We start from the raw sequence: 20150 nt of genomic DNA, 5'->3' as shown, positions 1-20150 counted from the left end.
TTGCTGTCATCCCAATCCCTCAATTGTTATGATTGGATCAATATCCTGCAGTAACTCCCATATCGATGGATATACACGCTCCTGTTATTGCTGCCGCTTTTTCTTCCGACGCCAGAAAAAAGATCAGCTCCGCCGCTTCCTCCGGCCGGATATACCTGGCTTTTTTCCCTTGAGGATAAGGCTTTAGCGTCTGACGGTCATATTCCTGCCGATTATCAAAGCCTGACCTTTTGAAGTTTTTTTGGATCATAGCGGTTTCGATGACGCCGGGACATACGGCATTTACCCTTATCCCGGCTTCTGCCAGCTCCAGGGCCAACGCCTTGGTGAAGAGGGATACCCCTCCTTTGGAAGCGCAATATACCGCAGCTCCCTTATTGCCGATAAGCCCCGCGTCCGAGCTGATATTAACGATAGCTCCCCGGGATTCCCGCAGCAGCGGGATCCCATAGCGGCACATGAAAAAGGAACCCTTCAAGTTGGTATCAATGATCGTATCCCAGATCTCTTCCGTAGTTTCTTCCGCCGCCCCTTCCACATATACGCCCGCGCAGTTGATCAGCACATCCAGTCTGCCCATCTGCCGGGCAAAGGCGTTCACAATCGCCTGGCATCCAGCCGCAGCGGCTAGATCGCCCGCAAAGCAGCAAACCCGTTGGCTTTCTCTAAACAGTTCTCCTTTTATCTCATCGAGAGCTATTTGATTGCGCCCAGTAAGAAACAAACTGGCTCCTGCCCGGAAGAATCGTTTAGCTGCGGCAAGGCCAACGCCTCCGGTCGCGCCGGTAATAAGGATGTTCTTATTCATCCATTCACTCATCGGACTCATGATCGCGCCTCCATCTTTTTTTGCATTTTGGAATCAGCAGTTTTCTCATGGTTCATCTCTTCATCTCTAAATGTTTTTCCTAACAAATTCAGCAGCTGGCAGAGATGGTAGATCTCTTCCCCGGAAAATCGCATGGGATAAAAGACCGGCGGAAATTTTATCCACAGGTAGCCTCCGTTATAAGGCGTAATCACAACTTTCATCTGCCTTATATGGGCGTTGTATTCAAAGGTCATACTGTAAAAATCCACTTCCTTGCTGCATTTCAGCAGCTCTTCCATAAAGGGACGATTTGCGCTGAGTGCCTCAACCACTCTTTGATCGCCGCCGCCAGCCTTGAGCTTTACACCTGTCATCTTAATGGCGCCCGTAAAGACGAGCTTCGCTTTAAAGTCCGCTCCCAGATCAAGATCATCCATGACAAATGTGAAATCGATGAAGTATGTATTTGACAGAAGTTTTTTGTTGGACATGCAAGATATTTTTGTCCAGCTGTATTGGGAATAGTTTTCAAAATAATAACTGATTCCGCGTTCTCCCTTCCTTTTCCTATAAGGACCCAGAAGCTCGGAAAACGCTTCTATATGATCTTCAAAGAGCATGATTGCCTTCTTTTCGCCTTTATCAAATCCCACAACGTTTCTCCTTTACATAGCTGCATCCTTTCCTAGAGGGCGTAAGCTTTTTTATAGAGCTGAAGAAAATCGCTGTATCGGATCTTCCTTACGTTATCCCCGGCAGCCATATTTTCTGTACATGCCACAGCAAGACGCTCAAAGTCTTCTTCCTTGGCTCCGATTTCCTTCATTTTGGGAATACCCAGGTCTTCACCCAGCTTCTTCACAGCCAGCACCGCTTTATACGCCAGCCCGCCTTTGGTCAAATGGTCATCTTTTTCTCCCATGGCAGCGGCGACCCTGGCAAACTTTTCATAATCGGCGGCATAATTGAATTCCATCACCACCGGCAGCAGCATTGCATTGGCAATTCCATGGGGCGTATCATAAAGCCCGCCCAGAGCCTCGGCCATACAGTGAACAGCGGCCACATTCGAGCTGCCAAAGCAGATACCGGCCATCAGGCTGCCCAAAAGCAAATTGGCTTTTGCTTCTTTTTTATCGGTAAAGGTGGCCTCTCTCAGATTGTTGGCGATCAGTTCAATGGCATATAGCCCATAAGCATCCGAGATGGGTTCGCTAACCGTACAGGTATAGCCTTCGATGGCATGGGTCAGCGCATCCATACCCGTTGAAGCCACGATGCCCGGCGGCAAAGTTACTATCAGATCCGGGTCCACCAGAGCAAGCTTGGGGAACGCGAAATGGCCGCCCACGCTCATTTTAAAATGCCTTTCCGTATCCGTAATGACAGCCCAGCAGGTGGCTTCGCTCCCCGTGCCCGCCGTAGTGGGAATGGCGATCAGCGGCGTGATGGGCTTTTTCAGCATTTCCGAATCCACAAATTCATAGTCCTTTATCTGACCACCGTGTTCCAGCAGCACGCCCACCCCTTTTGCCGTATCGATGGAGCTGCCTCCTCCGATTGCAATCAGCAAATCCGCGGAGAGCGCTTTGGCCTGCTCATATGCCCGATGCACGGTGGTATCTCTTGGATTGGGTTCCACATCGTCGAAGATGGCGATGGATTCATGTCCTGCAATGCGCAGGGCCGCAACGACCGTATCGACAATTCCCGCTTTCATGATTCCTTTATCCGTGATAATCAGGATATTACTGCCGCCCATTGCCACCGCTTCTTGTCCGACTTCTTGTGTGATTCCGGCGCCAAATCGGATTTTTGTCGGCAGTTCAAAATCAAAGCTTTTCATTTTCTTTTTCCTCCTTTTGCTTCTGGTTTGTTTTAAGTTCAGTTTCTATTTTAGAAAATATTCAGAATTTTGCATACATTCAAAAGGTGGATTTTACCGGCCGATGCAATTCCCATTAAGATGGATTTTTAGGAGATCGAGCTGCTACTTTGGTAGACCTTCTTGCTGACAGCATGGTTCAATAGGCTCAGCATCAGGGCTTCTTTGACAGCCGGGCGGAAATTTCCGGTTCTTTTGATTTATTATTTTTTCGCCAGGATTCCTCTTTTGTATGAATACATTTTTTTGCCCAGCCATTAGAATAGCCTTGAAAGGATGTATCTTATGGATAGGAAAGCGATAAATCAACTCAGCCACCACAAGGATTTAGTTACGGTTAAAAAGAAAACCTGCTGCGCGGACATCCCGTGAAGCAGGTTTTCTTTTACAATTTTTTATTTGACATATTGGTGCAGGTGCATAAACCTTACCGATGCATTCACTTTCAATGCTCCGATATCCTTTCCCACTACCCGATCGGTCTTGCTGAATGCGCATACGACTTCGGCTCCGTGATCATAGACATATTTCATCGTCGGAATCGACATCTTACCGCAGCCGTACGGGGCGACTCTAATTTTTCTATTCATGGTTGTTTCCGCCTTACTTAACCGCCTATTTGAACCTTAAGTCCATAACCTTCCAGTTGTTTTTTGATCCTTTCCATTTGTTCCTCCGAAGGCGCTTTTAAGTCCTCTAATAAATAGGGCCTTCCCAGCGCGGCATATTTTGCCTCACCAAAGTTGTGGTACGGCAAAAGGTTGACGGAGATTAAATCTTCTTTCATATCTGCTAAAAACCTTCCAAATTCCTCAATTGCTTGACTGCTGTCGTTGACTGCGGGTATGATGGGGATTCGAACAATGGTGTCCACGAGAGCGCAGACCTTTTTCAAATTACTTAGAATCAGCTCGTTGGTATCGCCTGTATAAGTTCTGTGGAGCTCCCGATTCATCAATTTCAGATCAAAGAGAAGGAGATCCATATATGGAAGGACCTTTTCAAAATTCTCCCAGGGAACATGTCCGCAGGTTTCCGCAGCTGTGGAAATCCCTTTATCCCGATAGTGCCTGGCGAGCCTGGCAATGGTCTCCGGAAAACACAGTGCTTCTCCGCCGGAAAAGGTCACTCCGCCTCCCGACATTTGATAGAAAACCAGATCTTTATCCACTTCCGCGATGATTTCTTTACAGGTCATCTCTCTGCCGGAGCCGGCTCTCGCCTTTGAACTACAGACCTCCGCACATGCCAGGCAGCCGATACAGATCTCTCTTTCGAACACCCATCTGTCACCATCTTTTATGATGCATCTTTGCCGGCATACGGCCGTGCACTTGCCGCAGCCGATACATTTATCCGGGAAAAAGAACAGCTCCGGCACAAATCGCTGGGACTCTGGATTGGCGCACCACTGACAGTTCAGGGGGCAGCCTTTGAAAAATACGATTGTTCGGATTCCCGGTCCGTCATGGACGCTGAATCTTTGAATATCGAAAACAGTTGCTTTTTCCATAGATGCTTTACCAGTTGGAATGTTCGGTTCTGGCAATGATCGCTTCCTGTGCCTGAGAAGTCAGCTCTACGAAAAAGGCGCTGTAGCCCGCGATGCGGACCAGCAAATCCCGATGCTGCTCAGGATGCTTCTGCGCGTCCAGCAAGGTCTCTTTTGCCACCACATTGAATTGTACGTGGTATCCGCCGAGGGCCCCTTCTGCTCTCAGCAGATGGATAAAGTTCTGTTTGTCTTTGTCCGTCTTTAACAGCTCCGGGCTGAGTTTCATGTTGAGCAGGGTTCCGACGCCGTTTTTCACATGGTCCAGCTTGGTGATGGACTTAATAACGGCGCTGGGTCCATTCTGGTCATTACCCGGATAGGGGGAGATGCCGTCGGATAACGGTGTTTTCGCTTTTCTGCCCGTCGGCAATGCCCATGTCGCTTCTCCGCAGGGTACATTGGATATGACCGGCACCACGCCGTTCATGAATTTGGTCCCGCGAATGCTGTAATAGGATTCGCACATGTCGCAGGAAGCCTCGCATACTTTTGCAGCAATTTGGTCCACATAATCATCATCGTTTCCGTATTTGGGAGCATCGTTCATCAGCATCTGTCTCACATCTTCATAGCCTTCAAAATCGGCTTCCAATGCATCGGCCAGTCTGCCCATGGTAATTTTTTTGTCATCGTACACCAACTTTTTGACAGCAGCCATTGCATCGGCCATATCAGTCAGTCCGGTGGATTCAATCCCCGGTCCGATATTGTATTTTCCGCCGCCGTTCATGGCGTCCAGCCCCTCTTCCATACAGCCTTCCATTAAGGCGGAGCGGACCGGGATAGGCATGCGCAGCCGGTGGGCTCTTTCGCAGACCTGGGCGCTCTGGCAGGCAGCCTTTATCATATGCCCCAGTTGGGCCAGACACGCACCTTCAAACTCCTGGTAGGTTTTGAAGGTCCTCGGATCTCCGGTTTTCAAACCGATCTCCCTGCCCAAGATCTTGCTGAGCCCGTTGAACATGGTCCATTCCACTGCCATGGAATAATTGAATCTGGCGCCTTCGGCCCACATGGACATTTTTCCGGGTATCTGCGGCTCAACGCAGCCGCCCACCGCCCAATTCCATAAGTCGCCTTCTTCGATTCCGTTTCTTCTAAGTATCTCAAAGGCAGTCTCATCAAAGAAGATTGCCGGCTGGCCCGTCCCCAGTTCGACCAGACTTGCAATTGCCATCATAAATTCATTGCAGGTATTTTTGTTGACCCGCACATTGATAGTAGGAGCATGCATCTGGGTATTGGCCGTGGCCTGCAAAACCATGTAGGACAATTCATTCACCGCATCGGATCCGTCTTCCTTGCAGCCGCCGACAGCGACTCCGTGATAAGGCTGATAGCCGGCAAAGAATTTTGATGTGGCATCGGAGATGGAATAAATCATTTCCGCCAGCTTGAGCCAAAAGCAGTCAAATAACTCCTGCATATGTACATCGTCGATCGTTCCCGCCTCTTTTTCCGCTTTGTAATAGGGGTATAACAGCTGGTCGATCCGCTCAATACAATATGCGGTCGCATTTTCTTCGGACCAGATCATCAGCTGGGTAAACCAGATGGCATGGAAGGCCTCCAGCAAATTTTGGGGAGGCTCCCAAGGTACACGGTCGCATGCCCGGGCGATTTTCACCAGTTCCTGCGCGCGCTTGGGATCGTCCGTGTTCTCCGCTTGGTTTCTTGCTTCTTTGGCATATCTTTCCGACTGCAATTTTGCCGCATCGCAAATCAACATGATGGATTCGTAGAACTTCCGTTTTTCATGGGTGGAAATGTCTTCCTGATCCAGCGCGGCATGCTTTTCCATGGCTTCTGCTTTAATGCCCCGAAAGCCCTTTTTAAAGACAATATCCCTGTATCCTGCCAAATATTCGCCGCCCCCGGATTGGGATTTGTTCTCGCCGAAAACAACGTTGGTTCCAAAAGCAAGCTTTCGCGCTTCCGGCGTCAGATTGGCAATATAGTAGTCCTCCATGGTTCTGCCCTTCCAATAGGGGATGATCTCTCGCAGTATGTCTTTATCCTCTTGGGAGATCAAATATGGATCCTGCTCTCTGGTCGCCATGGTCTCCAGCTCGTCCTCCACCCATGACATGCAGATTTCCGGGGAAATGATAACGGCGCGGGGCTGCTTGCCGTAAGCTCCGATGATCAATTCATCCGGGTAAATCTTCACGGTTTTTTCTGCCATGTAGTTATACAGACTCTGCGCTCGCTTTAAGCAGACGTCATAAGCCTCCATTTCCTGATAGGTCTTTGTATAAACGACGGCCCGTTCTGTATCTACTTCTGGTTTCCACTTCCAATACTGGTCGCGCAGCCGGTTGACTCTCTGGGTGGAGCCTTTATTCCATCCATTGTGGATCGTGGTTTTTTCCTTCATAGCTTTGGGTGCGGCGCTTTCATTTATCCGCACCTTGCCTCCTTTCGCAAACAATCGAAAACAGTATAGATTTCTAAGTTCATTATACGAAAAATTCAAAATATTACTTCCTACCTTCGATTGAATTTGCCAATTTAAAACTTCTCAAGAAGGTGGAGCTTTTCAGGGGATTTTTTACAAATTAATATCTTTGCCGCCTCTCAGCAGGAAGTTGACAATCTGGTGCTTGCCTTTTATTCCCATCTTTTGGTAGCTGTTGGTCAAATGTTTTTTTACCGTTGAAACATCCACATAAAAGGCTTTTGCTATCTCGGCAGTACCTGCGCCATTCATCGCCATGCGAATGATTTCCGTCTCCCGTTTGGTCAAATTGATGGTATCTTGTATCGAATTGAACGCATTATCTACCAGCTTGCTGAAATCAATCAGCACTGCGCAGTAATGCTGTTTGGAATTATAAAAAACTTTATTGATCGTGACTAAATAATCTCTGGATATGGAGCCCGATCGGCCGCCGGCACCCTCTTCGATTGAGATGGACTGGGTGATGCTGTTTTTCCCGTTTAATTGTCGGCAAAGGGCAAACAGTCTGTTCAGTACAGCTGCCTTTTTCGAGCTGTCGATCTCCACATTCTCCAAATCTTCCCATTCCACGGAACCGTTGACATCCCATAAAACATAGCTGATGAAAAATCCTGAATTGAGACACTTGATCTGGGGAAGATCATCAATGGAAGTCACATAGTCGGTTGCCACATTGCGCAGGTGGGGCGAAAGCAGCTTCATCAGTTCCACGTCTTCCAGGGTGAATTCTCCCTGCTGAATTCCTCTATGCAGTCCGATGCCGCCAATGATGTTTCCCACGCAGCAGATGCTGCCCTCAATGGAATATTCCATTCCTAAAGGCTTGAGCGCCTTTAAATAGTAGGCGCTTTCCATACGATCTTCTGATGAAAAGATATCGGAGCTGCGAAACATGATCGGTTTTTTGCTGGAAATAAGCGGAAGCACATCATCGATCTGATAATAATCGTTGAGATATTGATCCAGCTCTTCCTGTTCCCAGCCGGCGGCGATGAAAACATTGATTCTCGGTTGTTCGCTGGAAGCATCATAAAAATAAATATCCCCTTTATCAAAGGGAATGGTTTTTCTCAAAACGTCCAGCGTATTGCGAAATGCTTCTTCTTTATTTTTTGTCCCATATAATGTGAGCAGCAGCTCATTGATTTGCAGACATTCGCTATTCATCCTCTGATTTACACCTCGTTACTATGACGACAAGAACTGATTTTGCTTGGAAATAACGGCTATTGCTATATTATACGACATTATATTGGACTTCTTTTTCTGCCGGCGGCGCCAAACGCTTATCTGGTCTGCAAAAAACAAAAAAACACAGCTTACTGTGTTAAAAGAATCTGCTTTTCCGGCGGATTTGATTGAAATTTCCAATATAATGTCGTATTATGTTGCATTACAAGCTGATCTTATTCAGACGGCTGCGTTTTTCTTCTGATGTGGTTTTTGTATAAATCCAGGTTGTTTCCAATCTGCTATGACCCAGCAGATCCGACAGCTCCGTGATATCTCCGATTTCACTCATATAGGTTTTGGCAAATAAATGGCGAAAACTGTGGGGATAAACGTTCTTTTCCGGGACGCCGGCCTGCATGCCGATATATTTTAAATTTCTCCACACCGTGGAAGGTGTTATGCTCTTTGTTTTATCTCTGCCGGTAAAAACAAATCCTGCTTCAATATCCTTCTCTTCACAATAACGGCTTAATTCGCTGCAAAGCCTTGCCGGCAAATAGATGCGCCGGTACTTTCCCTTGTTATAGACTTCCGTGCTTCCAGCCCTGACTGCCTCTACGGTTATATATTGCAATTCTCCTATCCTGATTCCCGTCAGGGCAATCGTTCTCATGATACAAAACATTTTCATTTTGTTTTTTCCCTTGGCATATTCCAGCATTTTCAGATAGTCGCTCTTGCTGATCGTATGTTCCAGACTGCTTTCTGTTTGTATCCTTTTGGTCTTTACTTGCAGTTCCCTATGTCCGAGCCATTTTAAATAGCGATTAATGGATATTAATTTAGAATTGATGCTGCTGGCCGCATATTTTTCCGAAAGGATGCCCTTGTATTGTATCATGGTGTCATTGTCAATCATGCTTGATTGTGCTTCGAGCCATTGATGAATATCAAAGAGATATTTTTTTATGGTTCGTTCACTCAGCTCGCTGACCCTCAGCTCTTTCTCATAGTCTTTCAATTGTTTTTTTGCTTCTGTCTTTTCCATGTTCTACCTCCAGTTATCTATGATTGCTATATGAAACAAGTTTTACCCTTATTTTTATTTGCAAAGACTATGCCAACTAAAAACCAGCTACTTTACCTGAAATAGCTGGCTTTCACCATCTAAGCGACTACTGCTCCATCAGCATCATCGCTTCTTGGAAAAACTTCAGATGCTTGTGATAAATCCCGTTGATTTTATCGACAAAGCTTAAGATCAGGGGATTTCTTCTGTTCCTCCTCCTTTACATGCTCTAATATTAAAACATCAATTGCTTTTTTTCAACCAAAAAGAAAAACCGGCAGCCGCCCTATAGGGTGTCCGCCGGTTTTTCTTTCGGTAAAATCTATGCCTGTTTTTTTGCAGCTTTCCTTTTATACACCAGCCCCAGCACTTGCAGGGCAATGATCGGAGTCAGCGCTACCATGGAAATGACGCCGAACCCCTCTACCATCACATCTGCCCCATCGATCGATTCAGCTGCTCCTTGGGTAAAAGTAAGAATAAAGGTAGCTGTCATCGGTCCGGACGCAACGCCGCCGGAGTCAAAGGCAATCCCCACAAAGAGCTTGGGTACAAGGTACATCAATCCCAGCGCAAGTGCGTATCCTGGCAGCAAGTAGTGCCACAGGAGCAGCTCGGGAATCAAAATCCGGACCACCGATAAGGCTACTGCGCTGCCCACTCCGATAGAAAGGGCCCCTAATACATAGCTTTGCTTCACATATCCTTCTGTGACATCTGCGATTTGGTGAGTAAGCACATGGACCGCTGGTTCAGCCAAAATCGTCACCAAACCCACTGCGAACCCGATCGTTATCAGGAGCCAGCTGCTGTAATTTTCAGCCAAGTAATGTCCAATATAACTTCCTGCGCTGAGAAATCCTGCGTTGACGCCTGTTAGAAACAAGGTGAGACCGATCCAGTTGCACAAAAGGCCGCTGCAAACCTTTCCCAGCTTTCTCATCTTTAATTTAATGCAGGTGAAATTACAGATGAGGAAGATGGCTAAGATTGGAGCCACTGCCATGGCTGCTTCCACCGCAATGACCGAACATTCTTCAAGAAAAGGCCCTATGAGGGAAAGATCTTCGTCATGGACAAGGCTGATACTTCCATGAATTTCATCGATACCAAAGATTATGTTCATAATCATAACCGCCAGAATCGCTCCGGTGGATGCGATGGCTACCAAACCGAAACCGTCGTTTTCCGAGGTCTGAGCGCCTTTTTTCAAAGAAGAGACACTGATCGCAAGGGCTATGATAAAAGGCACCGTCATGGCACCGGTTGTAGCGCCGGAAGCATCAAAGGATATGGCTAAAAATTCCTTGGATGTAAAAATCGCAAGGCCAAATATAGCCAAATACAAAACCATGAGCAGTTTGTAAAGGGAAATGCCCTTTACGATTCTCGCCAGTCCCAAGCTGAGCATGACCGCAATGCCGACGGATACCACAAGGACGATGGAGAATTTCGATATGACGCCATCGGTCACACGATCCACTTGATTTGCAAGAATATGCAGGTCCGGCTCAGCTACAGAGATAAAAAATCCCAAAGCAAGGCCGGCTGCCACGACAATGATCACTTTTCCACTTTTGGTAATAACGGAACCCATCAGATTCCCAATTGGAGTAATCCCCAAATCAACGCCTATGAGAAAGATAGCAAGGCCGGCGATCAGAAGGGCCGCGCCGATCAGAAAACGAATGACCATGCTGCCTGGCATTGGGGTCAGAGTAAAATTTAAAACAAGGACAATAACGGTTATAGGTAGAACAGATATCAGCACTTCTTTTAATTTTTCGATCAATACATTCAAACACATCCCGCCTTTCATATCATATATATAAGAAAGAAGTAACGAATTGTTCGAATATTATAACATAGATTTGTGTATTTAGCAAATTAATTTAAAAATCCCAGCAAGATTATAATGTCTTGCTGGGATTTTTCTCACATTTGCTATTCTTCTTCATCCAAAAAGTCCGCTTTCAATAAACTATTGGCCATCTTCTGTGTACCGATTACCCATAGCAGATCCCCTTCTTCGATGACCATATCAATATCCGGGTTGACAATGGGCAGCATGCCCCGTTCAATCCCCAGAATATATCCTTTATACTTGGGCCGGAACCCAGAATTTTTAATGGATTTTTTAATTAATATGGAGTCTTTTTCCACTTGAATCGGACAGCAGATAATCTGCTTTTCCGGTTCGATTTCGTAGAATATCTGTCCGTATATATATTCCCGCAGCGTAACCATCGGCTCCTGAGGTTCTTGGATATGATCGGCCTTTTCCAACATGAGAATACAGGATTCTATTTCATTTTTGGTACCGATGGCATGAATGATATCGCCTTCAATAACGCGGAATTTTCCGTTGGGCATGTTGAAGTGCTTTCCATCGCGGATAATTTTGATAATCGTTACATGGAAAAAACGACTCTGGCAGAATTCGAGGATTGTATTTTGTTTAATGGTTTGGGTGACCTTAAATTCAACCACATAAAAGGATTCATCCAGCCAATGATATTCTCCCTTGATTCCCCGCTCTTTTTTCTGCCTTACCAAGGTTGTCTCATAAAAATTCTCGACAAACCGCATTTCCATCTTTAACGTTTTACCTTTAATGTAATCTGATTTGATGATAAAGACGATAACGGCAAAAGAAAGAACCGCCAGCAGAATATATGGCAGGCGCAAAAGCACCCTCAAGGTCATGACAATAAATCCACAAGAAATGATGATCCGTACACCCGTGAATGCCAGCAGCGGCATCCGATTGGCCTGATTCTTCAGCCACAGCTTCGTATATAGAACGCTTTTTTTTGAGCACATGATACTGATGAGCGGGATCATGAATATGCAAGTGACCACAGCTGTAAGAATATTTGCCGCCAAACCCTGGATATATTGCTGCACAAATCCTTGAAGAAAACGAGTTCCTCCAATGTAAACCACAAAGATACCAGCTGTACAGATGCTGGACCGTATAAAAAACTTAATAATATAGCGCTGCCAATCCCAGTCTTTGTCAGCAGTGCTTTGCTGTTCCGACGTATGGCGGTTGAGAAACTTGTAGAGCTTGGGAGACAAGTGATGTTTTGCGAAATCATAAACTTTTTCCGAATGTTTGATAAAAATCGGTGTCGTGAAGGTGGTAATCACGGAAACGCAGACCACAATCGGATAGAGGAAGTCACTGGTTACGCCCAGATTCATGCCCAGCGTAGCCACGATAAAAGAAAATTCTCCGATCTGGACCATGCTGAATCCCCCTCGAATAGCGGTATGAAGCGATTGACCGGAAAAGAGAATTCCCAGGGTGGCAAAGGTCATCTGTCCCAGAATGGTGACGACGGTAATGATTAAAATAGGGCCCAGATACTCAATCAAAAGCTGTGGTTCAATCATCATTCCCACGGACACGAAAAAGACCGCACCAAAGAGATCTTTGATCGGTTTGACCAGCTTTTCGATCCTTTTTGCTTGAAGGGTTCCCGCCAAGATGGAGCCGGCCAGAAAGGCGCCCAGCGCTGAAGAAAAGCCGATCAAATTGGCGATCACCACCATGCCTAGACATAAAGCGATGGAGATGATTAACAGCAGCTCGTCGCTGATATGGTCGGATACTTTTTTAAGAAAGGTCGGGATCAAATAAATTCCCAGCACCAGCCAGATCATCAGGCACAGGATAAGCATTCCGATATCTTTGAACAGCCCCAGCCCGGAGGTGCTCTGCCCTACGGCCACCGTGGAAAGAATAATCATCATAAAAATGCCCCCGATATCCTCCAGAACCAAAGTTCCCAATACCAGTTGGGCAAATTTTTCCTTTTTTAGTTTGTATTCCTCATAAGCTTTTAAAATGATCATGGTTGAGGACATGGAGAGCATACCTCCAAGAAATACACTGTCCATTTTGGCCCAGCCTAAAAGCTGTCCGGCCGTATAGCCGATTAAAATCATTGCCATCATTACGGTCATGGCCGTGACAAATGCGCTGCCCCCGACTGTGGCGATCTTTTTAAAACTGAATTCCAGCCCCAAACCGAACATTAGGAACACGCTGCCGATATTGGCCCAGACATGTATGTCCTCCACATCCACCACCGTAGGTAAATATCGAAAGTTGGGGCTGATCAAAAATCCGGCGATAATATAAGCTAAAACCACCGGCTGTTTGAGTTTTTTAAAAATCAAAGTCATGATTCCGGCAACCACCAAAATCAGGGCCAGGTCGCTTATCAAATAATCCAGTTGCTCCATTTATCGTCCTACCTTTCAAACGTCACATAAAATGTACTCCCCTCCCCTACTTCGCTTTCCACGTTCAATTCCGCACCAAATAACGCCGCGATATGTTTGACAATAGACAATCCCAGGCCGGTTCCTCCGGCCTTTGTGGATCTGGATTTATCGACCCGATAAAAACGTTCGAACAAGCGCTCCAAATGTTCTTTGGCGATTCCGATTCCTTCGTCTTTGACCGCCACCTGGACCTTTTCTTCCGTGAGCCGCACGATGACCCAAACCCGTCCGCCCGGTTCGGAATATTTGATTGCGTTTTCGATCAAGTTTACCATCATTTGACGAAAACGATCCGGGCTCCCATAGATCCACGCATCTTCGTCATATTCTGTGATCAGCCGAACCTCTTTATCCTCGGCGATGGGCTCCAGCGCTTCCACCGTCCTTTCCAGAACCGTTTTCACGCAGAATTCTTTTGCATCGGCCGACTCTTTCTTATTTTCAATATCCGACAGAACCAGCAGGTCCTCGATTAAACGTTTTAATCTGGCCGTTTCAATGGCAATAATATCGATAAATTTTGTTCTTATCTCCGGATCCTCCGCCGCACCCTGCTGCAGAGTATCGATAAATCCAAAAATAGATGTAAGGGGAGTTTTCAATTCGTGGCTGACATTGGCCACGAACTCTTTTCGAATAATTTCAGCTTTTTTGCTTTCTTCAGCCGCCTTTTTCAATTCTTTCTGGGCCTTTGCCGCTGGCTTTATCATGGTTATATATATGTGAAACCCGATCACAATCATTCCAGCCAAATAAATGCCGACAAAGATCATCAGCCCGGTTTCTACCGGGCCGCCGTCAGAAACAACTGCCAGCCTGGGCAGAATATAGAGCTTATACACCAGAAATAACGCCAGCAGATTAAAACCGACAATTTCTACAGCAGCTGCTAAAAATTTGTTTTTCATTTTATTTTATATCCTTTGCCTCTGATGGTTTCAATATGTTTTTCTTCGTCTCCGCCCTGCCCAAGTTTTTTTCTCAGATAACGGATATGCACATCAACTGTCCTGGTCTCCCCGGCATATTCAATTCCCCATACTTTATCCAAAAGCTGGTCTCTTGTCAGTACATGCCCTCTGTTTTCGGCCAGATAGCAAAGCAGTTCGAATTCTTTCAGCGTCAGATCCACAAGCCGATCGCCGACCTTAACCTGATGCCGCTCAATATTGATCTCAAGCTCATCGATTCTCAGGATATGTTCACCAGGCGGCAAATCCTCGTGGGTATGATCATAACGTCTGAGCACAGCTTTGATTCTAGCCATCAGCTCCCGAATACCAAAGGGTTTTGATATGTAATCATCCGCTCCAAATTCCAGACCCAGCACTTTATCGATCTCTTCTGTCTTGGCTGTCAGCATGATAATTGGGGTTTCATTCCCTTCCTCGCGAAGCTCTTTACAGATATCATAGCCGTTTTTTCCCGGCAGCATGATGTCCAGAAGAATCAAATCCGGTTTTTCCTTATGAACCATGGTCACGCCCATATAACCGTCCTCTGCTTCAATGCCTTCGTATCCGTTTGCTTTTAGGTTATAGAGCACCAGCTCGCGAATATTGGGCTCATCTTCAATGATCAGGATTTTTTTCATGTTTTACCACCTTGTTCTATTTTACCATACTTTAGCCGCAGCTTCAATTTGCAGCTTCATCCATAGCCTTAAAATCTACATTATCCAAAACGGCATTGGCAATATTATCACAGCAATCGCCGATTCGTTCAATGTTATGAATTACATCTGTATAAATTACTGTAAATTCCGGAGAGCAGGTCTTTTCATTGAGCCGTTTCATATGCTGTTTACGCAAAAGCACCTCAATATGATTCAACTCTTTTTCCTGTTCTTTCACATCGTCGGCCAAACCGTGATCACCCGTTTCCAGGGCCTGAATACTGTCCCGCATCATTCGCCCCGCATGATCAAAGCATTCATAAATTTCCGCACAGGCCGAGTCGGAAAATTCGTATTTGTTCTTAGTCTTTTCTCTGGCAAAGACTGCGATGTTTTCACAATAATCGCCTACATGTTCAATATCGGCTGCTACATGCATCAGCCCCGATACCTGACTGGCTTGTTTTTCTGTCAGCGTTTCCGCAGAGGATATGGAGGCCAGATAGCTGACCGTTTTCTTCTGCAGCTCGTTAACCGCATCTTCCATATCTAAAACTTCTTTTACTGCCGTCAGATCATTGCCCAGGAACGCTTTTTTGGAGGAAACAATCATACCGGCCGCAAATCCCGCCAGTCTGGAAAGCTCTTTTTTCGCCAAATGGATGGCCGCAAAAGGTCTTTCCAGCACATTATAATCCAAGTAAATCGGCTCTGAAGGCAGCCGGTCGGAGTCTTTTCCCGGAACCAGCTTGGTCACCACTTTGACCAGTATGCCGATCAGAGGCAGGAAGAGAATGGTATTGAAAATATTAAAACACATGTGCGCATTGGCAATCTGCCGTGCGATCACTGCTACCTCCGGACCGCTGGGCGAAATAATCTGTATGAACTTTGCATACCAAGGGATAAACCAGATAAAAATAAAGGTACCTGTCATATTAAAAATCACATGGGCCGCCGCTGTACGCTTGGCGTTTACGGAAGCGCCGATTGACGCTAGAAGGGCCGTGATCGTCGTACCGATGTTGTCACCAAAGAGAATGGGCAAAGCTCCCTGCAAGCCGATAATGCTGCTGATTCCATCCGGCCCTGCTGTTGAAGCCAGATTCTGAAGTACTGCGATGGTGGCTGAACTGCTCTGTACTACAACCGTCATAATCGTTCCCAGCAGAACACCTAGAACCGGAATGTCCTGCACCTGCATCATCAGATCCACGAAAAACTGCGAGCCTGCCAAAGGCTTCATTGTTTCCCCCATGATATTAATACCTACGAAGAGAAGTCCGAAGGCAAAAAGAGTCTGACCTATGCTGATCACTTTTTCTTGCTTTAAAAAGAAATAAAGTACAAAACCAATAGCCACGAACAGCCACGCATAGTCGCCGATCTTAAAAGCAATCAACTGTGCAGTAATGGTTGTACCAATATTGGCTCCTAAAATAATGCTGATCGCCTGAGGCAGCTTCATTAGGCCCGCACTGACGAATCCAAGAACCATAACCGTAGTAGCACTGCTGCTCTGCAGAACCGCTGTACAAAGGGCACCGGCAAGAACGCCCAACACGGGATTTCTGGTAAGAAGGGCTAAAATTTTCTGCATCTTCTCGCCTGCCGCTTTCTGCAGACCATCGCTCATCAAGTTCATACCATAAATGAACATGGCGAGGCCGCCAAGCAGGGTAATGATCATCTGGAATACTTCTGCATTCATCATTTTTCTCCTTTTATAAACATAATTAGATAAGTTTATTATAAAGGTTAAGGTTATGTAAAAAAGCAGAAGTATGTTAAGCGATTGTTAAATCTATGTTAAGTAATCGAATGTTAAACGAGAGCATTGTTTAAAATTGCGTCTGTCAATTTTTTGATTCCGCTGCCGTATGGGCTATCCAGGCTGATTTTGCGGATACCTTCTCGAAGGGTAAAGCTCGCAGGATCAAACGGCAGGACTGCCGCCGTTGTCAGAAGCTCCTCATCATGAGATTTGTTTTCAGGTTCAGCGTCAGCCTCTTCTATGGAGGAAGGCGCCGCCCGATTCAGAATTTTAGCCATACGGTCTATGATTAGCTCACCTTTTAAAAAAGTCAAGTATTCCAGCATCCGCTCTTCTTTATAACAGCTTTGCGGCCGCAGGGAAACCAGGCAAATGTGGTTCGCCAGCTCATAGGTGCAGAGGGCACTTTTTCCCAGATCACATCCAACATCAATGATTAAAAAATCATACCGGCCCGTATCCATGATTGCACCGATGAAGGATTGCATTTCTTCTCCATTCAGCCCTTTAAGCAGATTGCGTCCGGGCGCAGGCAAAAAACCGTCTACCCCGTAATCATCAAATACTAGAAAACTTTCAATAAAAGGCATTCGCTGCCCGGCATCATCATTGAACAGATAATAGAGGTATTCGCTGATGCTTTTTCCCTCTGGAAAAGGCTGCATAAATTCCAATGTTGATTCCAATTCTTCAAGACTCAGATACAAGACTCGCTTTCCGTGAAACCGTTTCAGTTCCTGGGCCAATGCCATGGCTGCACTGGTGCATCCGGCCCCGCCCTCCGCTGCTCCGAAGGCAATTACCTTTACACTGTGGTTTTTAATGGGCACTGCCTTGCGTCCTGTTAGAAAACTGTAAATAAACAGCAGCTCCCCCGCAAGTTGGCGGACATTGGTGTATTTGTAAAGGGAAAAGGCTTTTTTCTCATAATCTCGGTCGGCCAGAGAAGGCTTTTCCGCCAGGCCGATAAATTTTCCGCCGATCCCTTCTTCCGAATCCATCAGAACCAAGTCAAAGCTTTCCAGTTGATTATGTAAGGGATCACTTTGATATAAAGTGATCGTAAAGGTTTTGTATGCGTCCACCAGCGCTAGACTCAGCGCTCTCCCGTAATCCCGGTCCTTGGTTACGATTGCCAGTTTAATATTTTCCATGATCGATATTCCTCTTATTTCTATTTGTAAATATTTTCCTTATTGTTTATCATACCGAAAATGTAAATAATTGTCAATCATTTTTTTCAATTTCACTTCTCAATTTTTTAAGAGCCTGGCTCAGACCGCCCACTTCATCGATAATTCCGATCTCCACAGCCTCGTGTCCGAAAAGGATGGTTCCCACGTCATTGGGCATGTTGTCCGTACGGTTCATCAGCTTGGTAATGGTATCCCGGTCAGCCTTGGAATGGTTTTCGATGAAATTAATCACTCGGTCCTGAGTTTTGCGCAGATAATCAAAGGTCGTTTCTGCTGTAATAACCAAACCGTTGGTGCGGATCGGATGCAGAGTCATGGTTGCTGTTTGTGCAATGAACGAGTAATCTGTCGATGTTGCCAAAGGAATGCCAATACTATGGCCTCCGCCCAGTACCAACGACACCGTCGGCTTGGAGAGGGTTGAAATCATTTCAGACAGAGCCAGCCCCGCCTCAACATCTCCTCCTACGGTATTTAGAATGATTAACAGCCCTTTTAATTTTGGATTCTCTTCCACTGCCACCAGCTGCGGAATCAGATGCTCATACTTGGTGGTCTTGTTTTCTGCCGGCAGCACCATGTGTCCTTCTACGCTGCCAATGATATTGATATATTGAATATCGCTTTCAAAATCTGTCCCAGTTGCTAAAAGGCCCAATTCTTTTATGATGTCTTTGCTTTTATCTTCTTCTGATGGCAGGCTCTTTTCATTATCTTTATTCATAATTCGCTCCTTTATCTAATAGATTTATAACATGTAGTATTTACGCTTTAGGAGGTCATTATGCGGCTTAGCGAGATCGGAAGTAAAGAAATCGTAGATTTATCAAAAGGAAGCAGCCACGGGCAGTTATGGGATACGGAAATGCTCTTTGAGCGAAAGACAGGCGTCATAAAAGCAGTTCTAATTCCCAGTTATCAAAGCAAGGGACCGTTCAAGGCCTCTTCTGAACAATGGATCCAGCTGCCTTGGAACAGTATTGTCAAGATCGGTGAAGACATGATTATCTTCAAATCAGAAGAAGACGACTGAAAGCTGTCAGTCAGTCGTCTTTTGTTTGAAATTTATATTGATAACCGCGATTTCACTATCGGTACCCACCCGCATGGCAGGTCCCCAAATTCCCACGCCCGAAGTAACGATGGAATGCATATTATCCTTTTTCAAATATCCGCAGGCATTTTCCCATAGCAGGCGGATTGTCAGATTACCGGGGAAAATCTGTCCGTCATGGGTATGCCCGGACAAGTCCACATCCACTCCTGCGTCTGCGACTTCCTGCAAATCCTTTGGCTGATGATCAATCAAAAGCACCGGCTTTGTCCGATCCACCCCTTCCATCAGGTCTTTGATCGATTTGCGCGATCCGTTTTCTGTTCCAGGCTTTGAATAATCCCTCCGGCCGATGACATAAAAGGCCTGGTCCACGAGCTGGGTTTGATCCTGTAATAATTTGATATTTGCCTTCTCCAGAAAATCATTCATTTCAGTCTCATTTTTTTGAACATCGCCAAAAGGCACGGTGAACCCGCCAACTAAATTTTCAACCACATCATGATTGCCGTAACAGGCATATACACCGTATTTACTTTTTATGGAGCGGTAAATTTCGATCAGCTTGTCCGGGTTTTGCAAAGCGCTGTAATCGTTGTCAAAGATATCTCCTGCAATGCAGACAAGGTCGGGATTCTGATCATTGATTCGCCGCACCATCTTTGTCATCTGCTCCTCGCCGATGCTGTATCCCATATGCATATCCGCAATCAGAACCACTTTCAGCTCATTTCCTGCCGCGCAGGCTTTATTGACGGTAATATCATAGGTGCTGGTCTTTATGTTTCCCACATGAACCATTCCATATGTACTAAATCCGATGATCAATACGGCAACAACCGCTCCCCGGATTACTACAAACCGTCGTCTGAGCGGATCGCCCTTTTTAATCCTCCTGGCCAGCCGCCCTGCCACTGTCACCAGAAGGGAAAGGACCATGAAGAACATCGCATAAATGAAAATCCCGATCCAGATGTTACTGATATATTTAATCGCGAACTTGATGGCCGCATTGCTGAACAGCGCGTAGGCGGCTGGCGAAACTGCCAGCAGGATATGAACCGCCGTAAACAGAATGGTAAACCATTTGGCGTGAAATATGCCGTGCAGATTGTGAAGCCAGTTGACAGACCGCTTCCAAATAAACAGGTTCAAGCCTAGATATACGAGAATCAAGCAGATAAAAAACAGCATATTAGAGTTCCGTATTCCTTTCGTCACATTCTTATCTATAAATTCCGGGCAGTCGCATTAATTTTTT

The 20150-nt window shown here is 45.9% G+C and carries 17 protein-coding genes; 1 reads left to right on the top strand and 16 read right to left on the bottom strand.

The genetic code is table 11. The features are described 5' to 3' along the window. Positions 1 to 37: 37 nt before the first annotated feature. The 15 genes from LG211_RS12945 to LG211_RS12875 all read right to left on the bottom strand — a co-directional run bounded on the left by LG211_RS12945 (position 38) and on the right by LG211_RS12875 (position 18559). Positions 38 to 829, bottom strand: a complete 792-nt coding sequence (locus LG211_RS12945) for an SDR family NAD(P)-dependent oxidoreductase (protein ID WP_148398937.1) — start codon at positions 827 to 829, stop codon at positions 38 to 40. Continuing rightward, positions 826 to 1464: a DUF3156 family protein gene (locus LG211_RS12940; RefSeq protein WP_269477700.1), complete on the bottom strand. Its 639-nt coding sequence runs from the start codon at positions 1462 to 1464 to the stop codon at positions 826 to 828. Before LG211_RS12940 ends, LG211_RS12945 begins: the two co-directional genes overlap by 4 nt. Positions 1465 to 1496: 32 nt before the next feature. Next, positions 1497 to 2657 carry an iron-containing alcohol dehydrogenase gene (locus LG211_RS12935; protein ID WP_269477699.1) on the bottom strand — a complete coding sequence of 387 codons (1161 nt, stop codon included), beginning with the start codon at positions 2655 to 2657 and terminating at the stop codon, positions 1497 to 1499. A 434-nt stretch (positions 2658 to 3091) separates the two neighbouring features. Then, entirely contained in the window at positions 3092 to 3286 is a 195-nt protein-coding gene (locus tag LG211_RS12930; protein ID WP_148398931.1) for a hypothetical protein, read from the bottom strand. Positions 3287 to 3303: 17 nt separating this feature from the next. After that, positions 3304 to 4245, bottom strand: a complete 942-nt coding sequence (locus LG211_RS12925) for a glycyl-radical enzyme activating protein (protein WP_227755289.1) — start codon at positions 4243 to 4245, stop codon at positions 3304 to 3306. Further along, positions 4217 to 6661 (bottom strand): glycyl radical protein, encoded by a 2445-nt coding sequence (locus LG211_RS12920; protein ID WP_269477698.1) that lies wholly within the window; start codon positions 6659 to 6661, stop codon positions 4217 to 4219. The genes LG211_RS12925 and LG211_RS12920 overlap by 29 nt, the downstream gene beginning before the upstream one ends. A gap of 141 nt (positions 6662 to 6802) precedes the next feature. Then, positions 6803 to 7879 carry a LuxR C-terminal-related transcriptional regulator gene (locus LG211_RS12915; protein WP_269477697.1) on the bottom strand — a complete coding sequence of 359 codons (1077 nt, stop codon included), beginning with the start codon at positions 7877 to 7879 and terminating at the stop codon, positions 6803 to 6805. 226 nt (positions 7880 to 8105) lie between these two features. Next, positions 8106 to 8933: a tyrosine-type recombinase/integrase gene (locus LG211_RS12910; RefSeq protein WP_148398926.1), complete on the bottom strand. Its 828-nt coding sequence runs from the start codon at positions 8931 to 8933 to the stop codon at positions 8106 to 8108. Between the two features lie 343 nt (positions 8934 to 9276). Beyond that, the gene (locus LG211_RS12905) at positions 9277 to 10755 is read right to left on the bottom strand and encodes a DUF1538 domain-containing protein (RefSeq protein WP_148395728.1); all 1479 of its coding nucleotides are present in this window, start codon (positions 10753 to 10755) and stop codon (positions 9277 to 9279) included. Positions 10756 to 10898: 143 nt separating this feature from the next. Continuing rightward, positions 10899 to 13208: a monovalent cation:proton antiporter family protein gene (locus tag LG211_RS12900; RefSeq protein ID WP_269477696.1), complete on the bottom strand. Its 2310-nt coding sequence runs from the start codon at positions 13206 to 13208 to the stop codon at positions 10899 to 10901. Between the two features lie 8 nt (positions 13209 to 13216). Continuing rightward, on the bottom strand, positions 13217 to 14158 hold the full coding sequence (locus LG211_RS12895; RefSeq protein WP_269477695.1) for a sensor histidine kinase: 942 nt from the start codon (positions 14156 to 14158) through the stop codon (positions 13217 to 13219). Further along, positions 14155 to 14844, bottom strand: coding sequence for a response regulator transcription factor (locus LG211_RS12890; RefSeq protein ID WP_148395731.1), 690 nt, complete (start codon positions 14842 to 14844; stop codon positions 14155 to 14157). Before LG211_RS12890 ends, LG211_RS12895 begins: the two co-directional genes overlap by 4 nt. A 43-nt stretch (positions 14845 to 14887) precedes the next feature. After that, positions 14888 to 16579 (bottom strand): Na/Pi cotransporter family protein, encoded by a 1692-nt coding sequence (locus LG211_RS12885; protein ID WP_336246066.1) that lies wholly within the window; start codon positions 16577 to 16579, stop codon positions 14888 to 14890. A gap of 110 nt (positions 16580 to 16689) precedes the next feature. Then, positions 16690 to 17793, bottom strand: a complete 1104-nt coding sequence (locus LG211_RS12880) for a P-loop NTPase family protein (RefSeq protein ID WP_148395732.1) — start codon at positions 17791 to 17793, stop codon at positions 16690 to 16692. Between the two features lie 73 nt (positions 17794 to 17866). Further along, a complete protein-coding gene (locus LG211_RS12875; RefSeq protein ID WP_148395733.1) occupies positions 17867 to 18559 on the bottom strand; it encodes a ClpP family protease in 693 nt (230 codons plus the stop codon). Between the two features lie 60 nt (positions 18560 to 18619). Here LG211_RS12875 and LG211_RS12870 point away from each other — a divergent pair, with 60 nt between their 5' ends. Beyond that, positions 18620 to 18868: a YlmC/YmxH family sporulation protein gene (locus LG211_RS12870; protein WP_148395734.1), complete on the top strand. Its 249-nt coding sequence runs from the start codon at positions 18620 to 18622 to the stop codon at positions 18866 to 18868. 6 nt (positions 18869 to 18874) lie between these two features. On the opposite strand, the gene LG211_RS12865 is transcribed toward LG211_RS12870, so the two are convergent. Beyond that, complete coding sequence (locus tag LG211_RS12865; protein ID WP_148395735.1) at positions 18875 to 20083, bottom strand: metallophosphoesterase; 1209 nt, start codon at positions 20081 to 20083, stop codon at positions 18875 to 18877. Positions 20084 to 20150: the final 67 nt, after the last annotated feature.

Source organism: Hominibacterium faecale, from assembly GCF_020734085.1.
In the GTDB taxonomy this organism is placed as follows: Bacteria; Bacillota; Clostridia; order Peptostreptococcales; family Anaerovoracaceae; genus Hominibacterium; species Hominibacterium faecale.
This window is presented reverse-complemented; position numbering and strand designations above follow the sequence as displayed.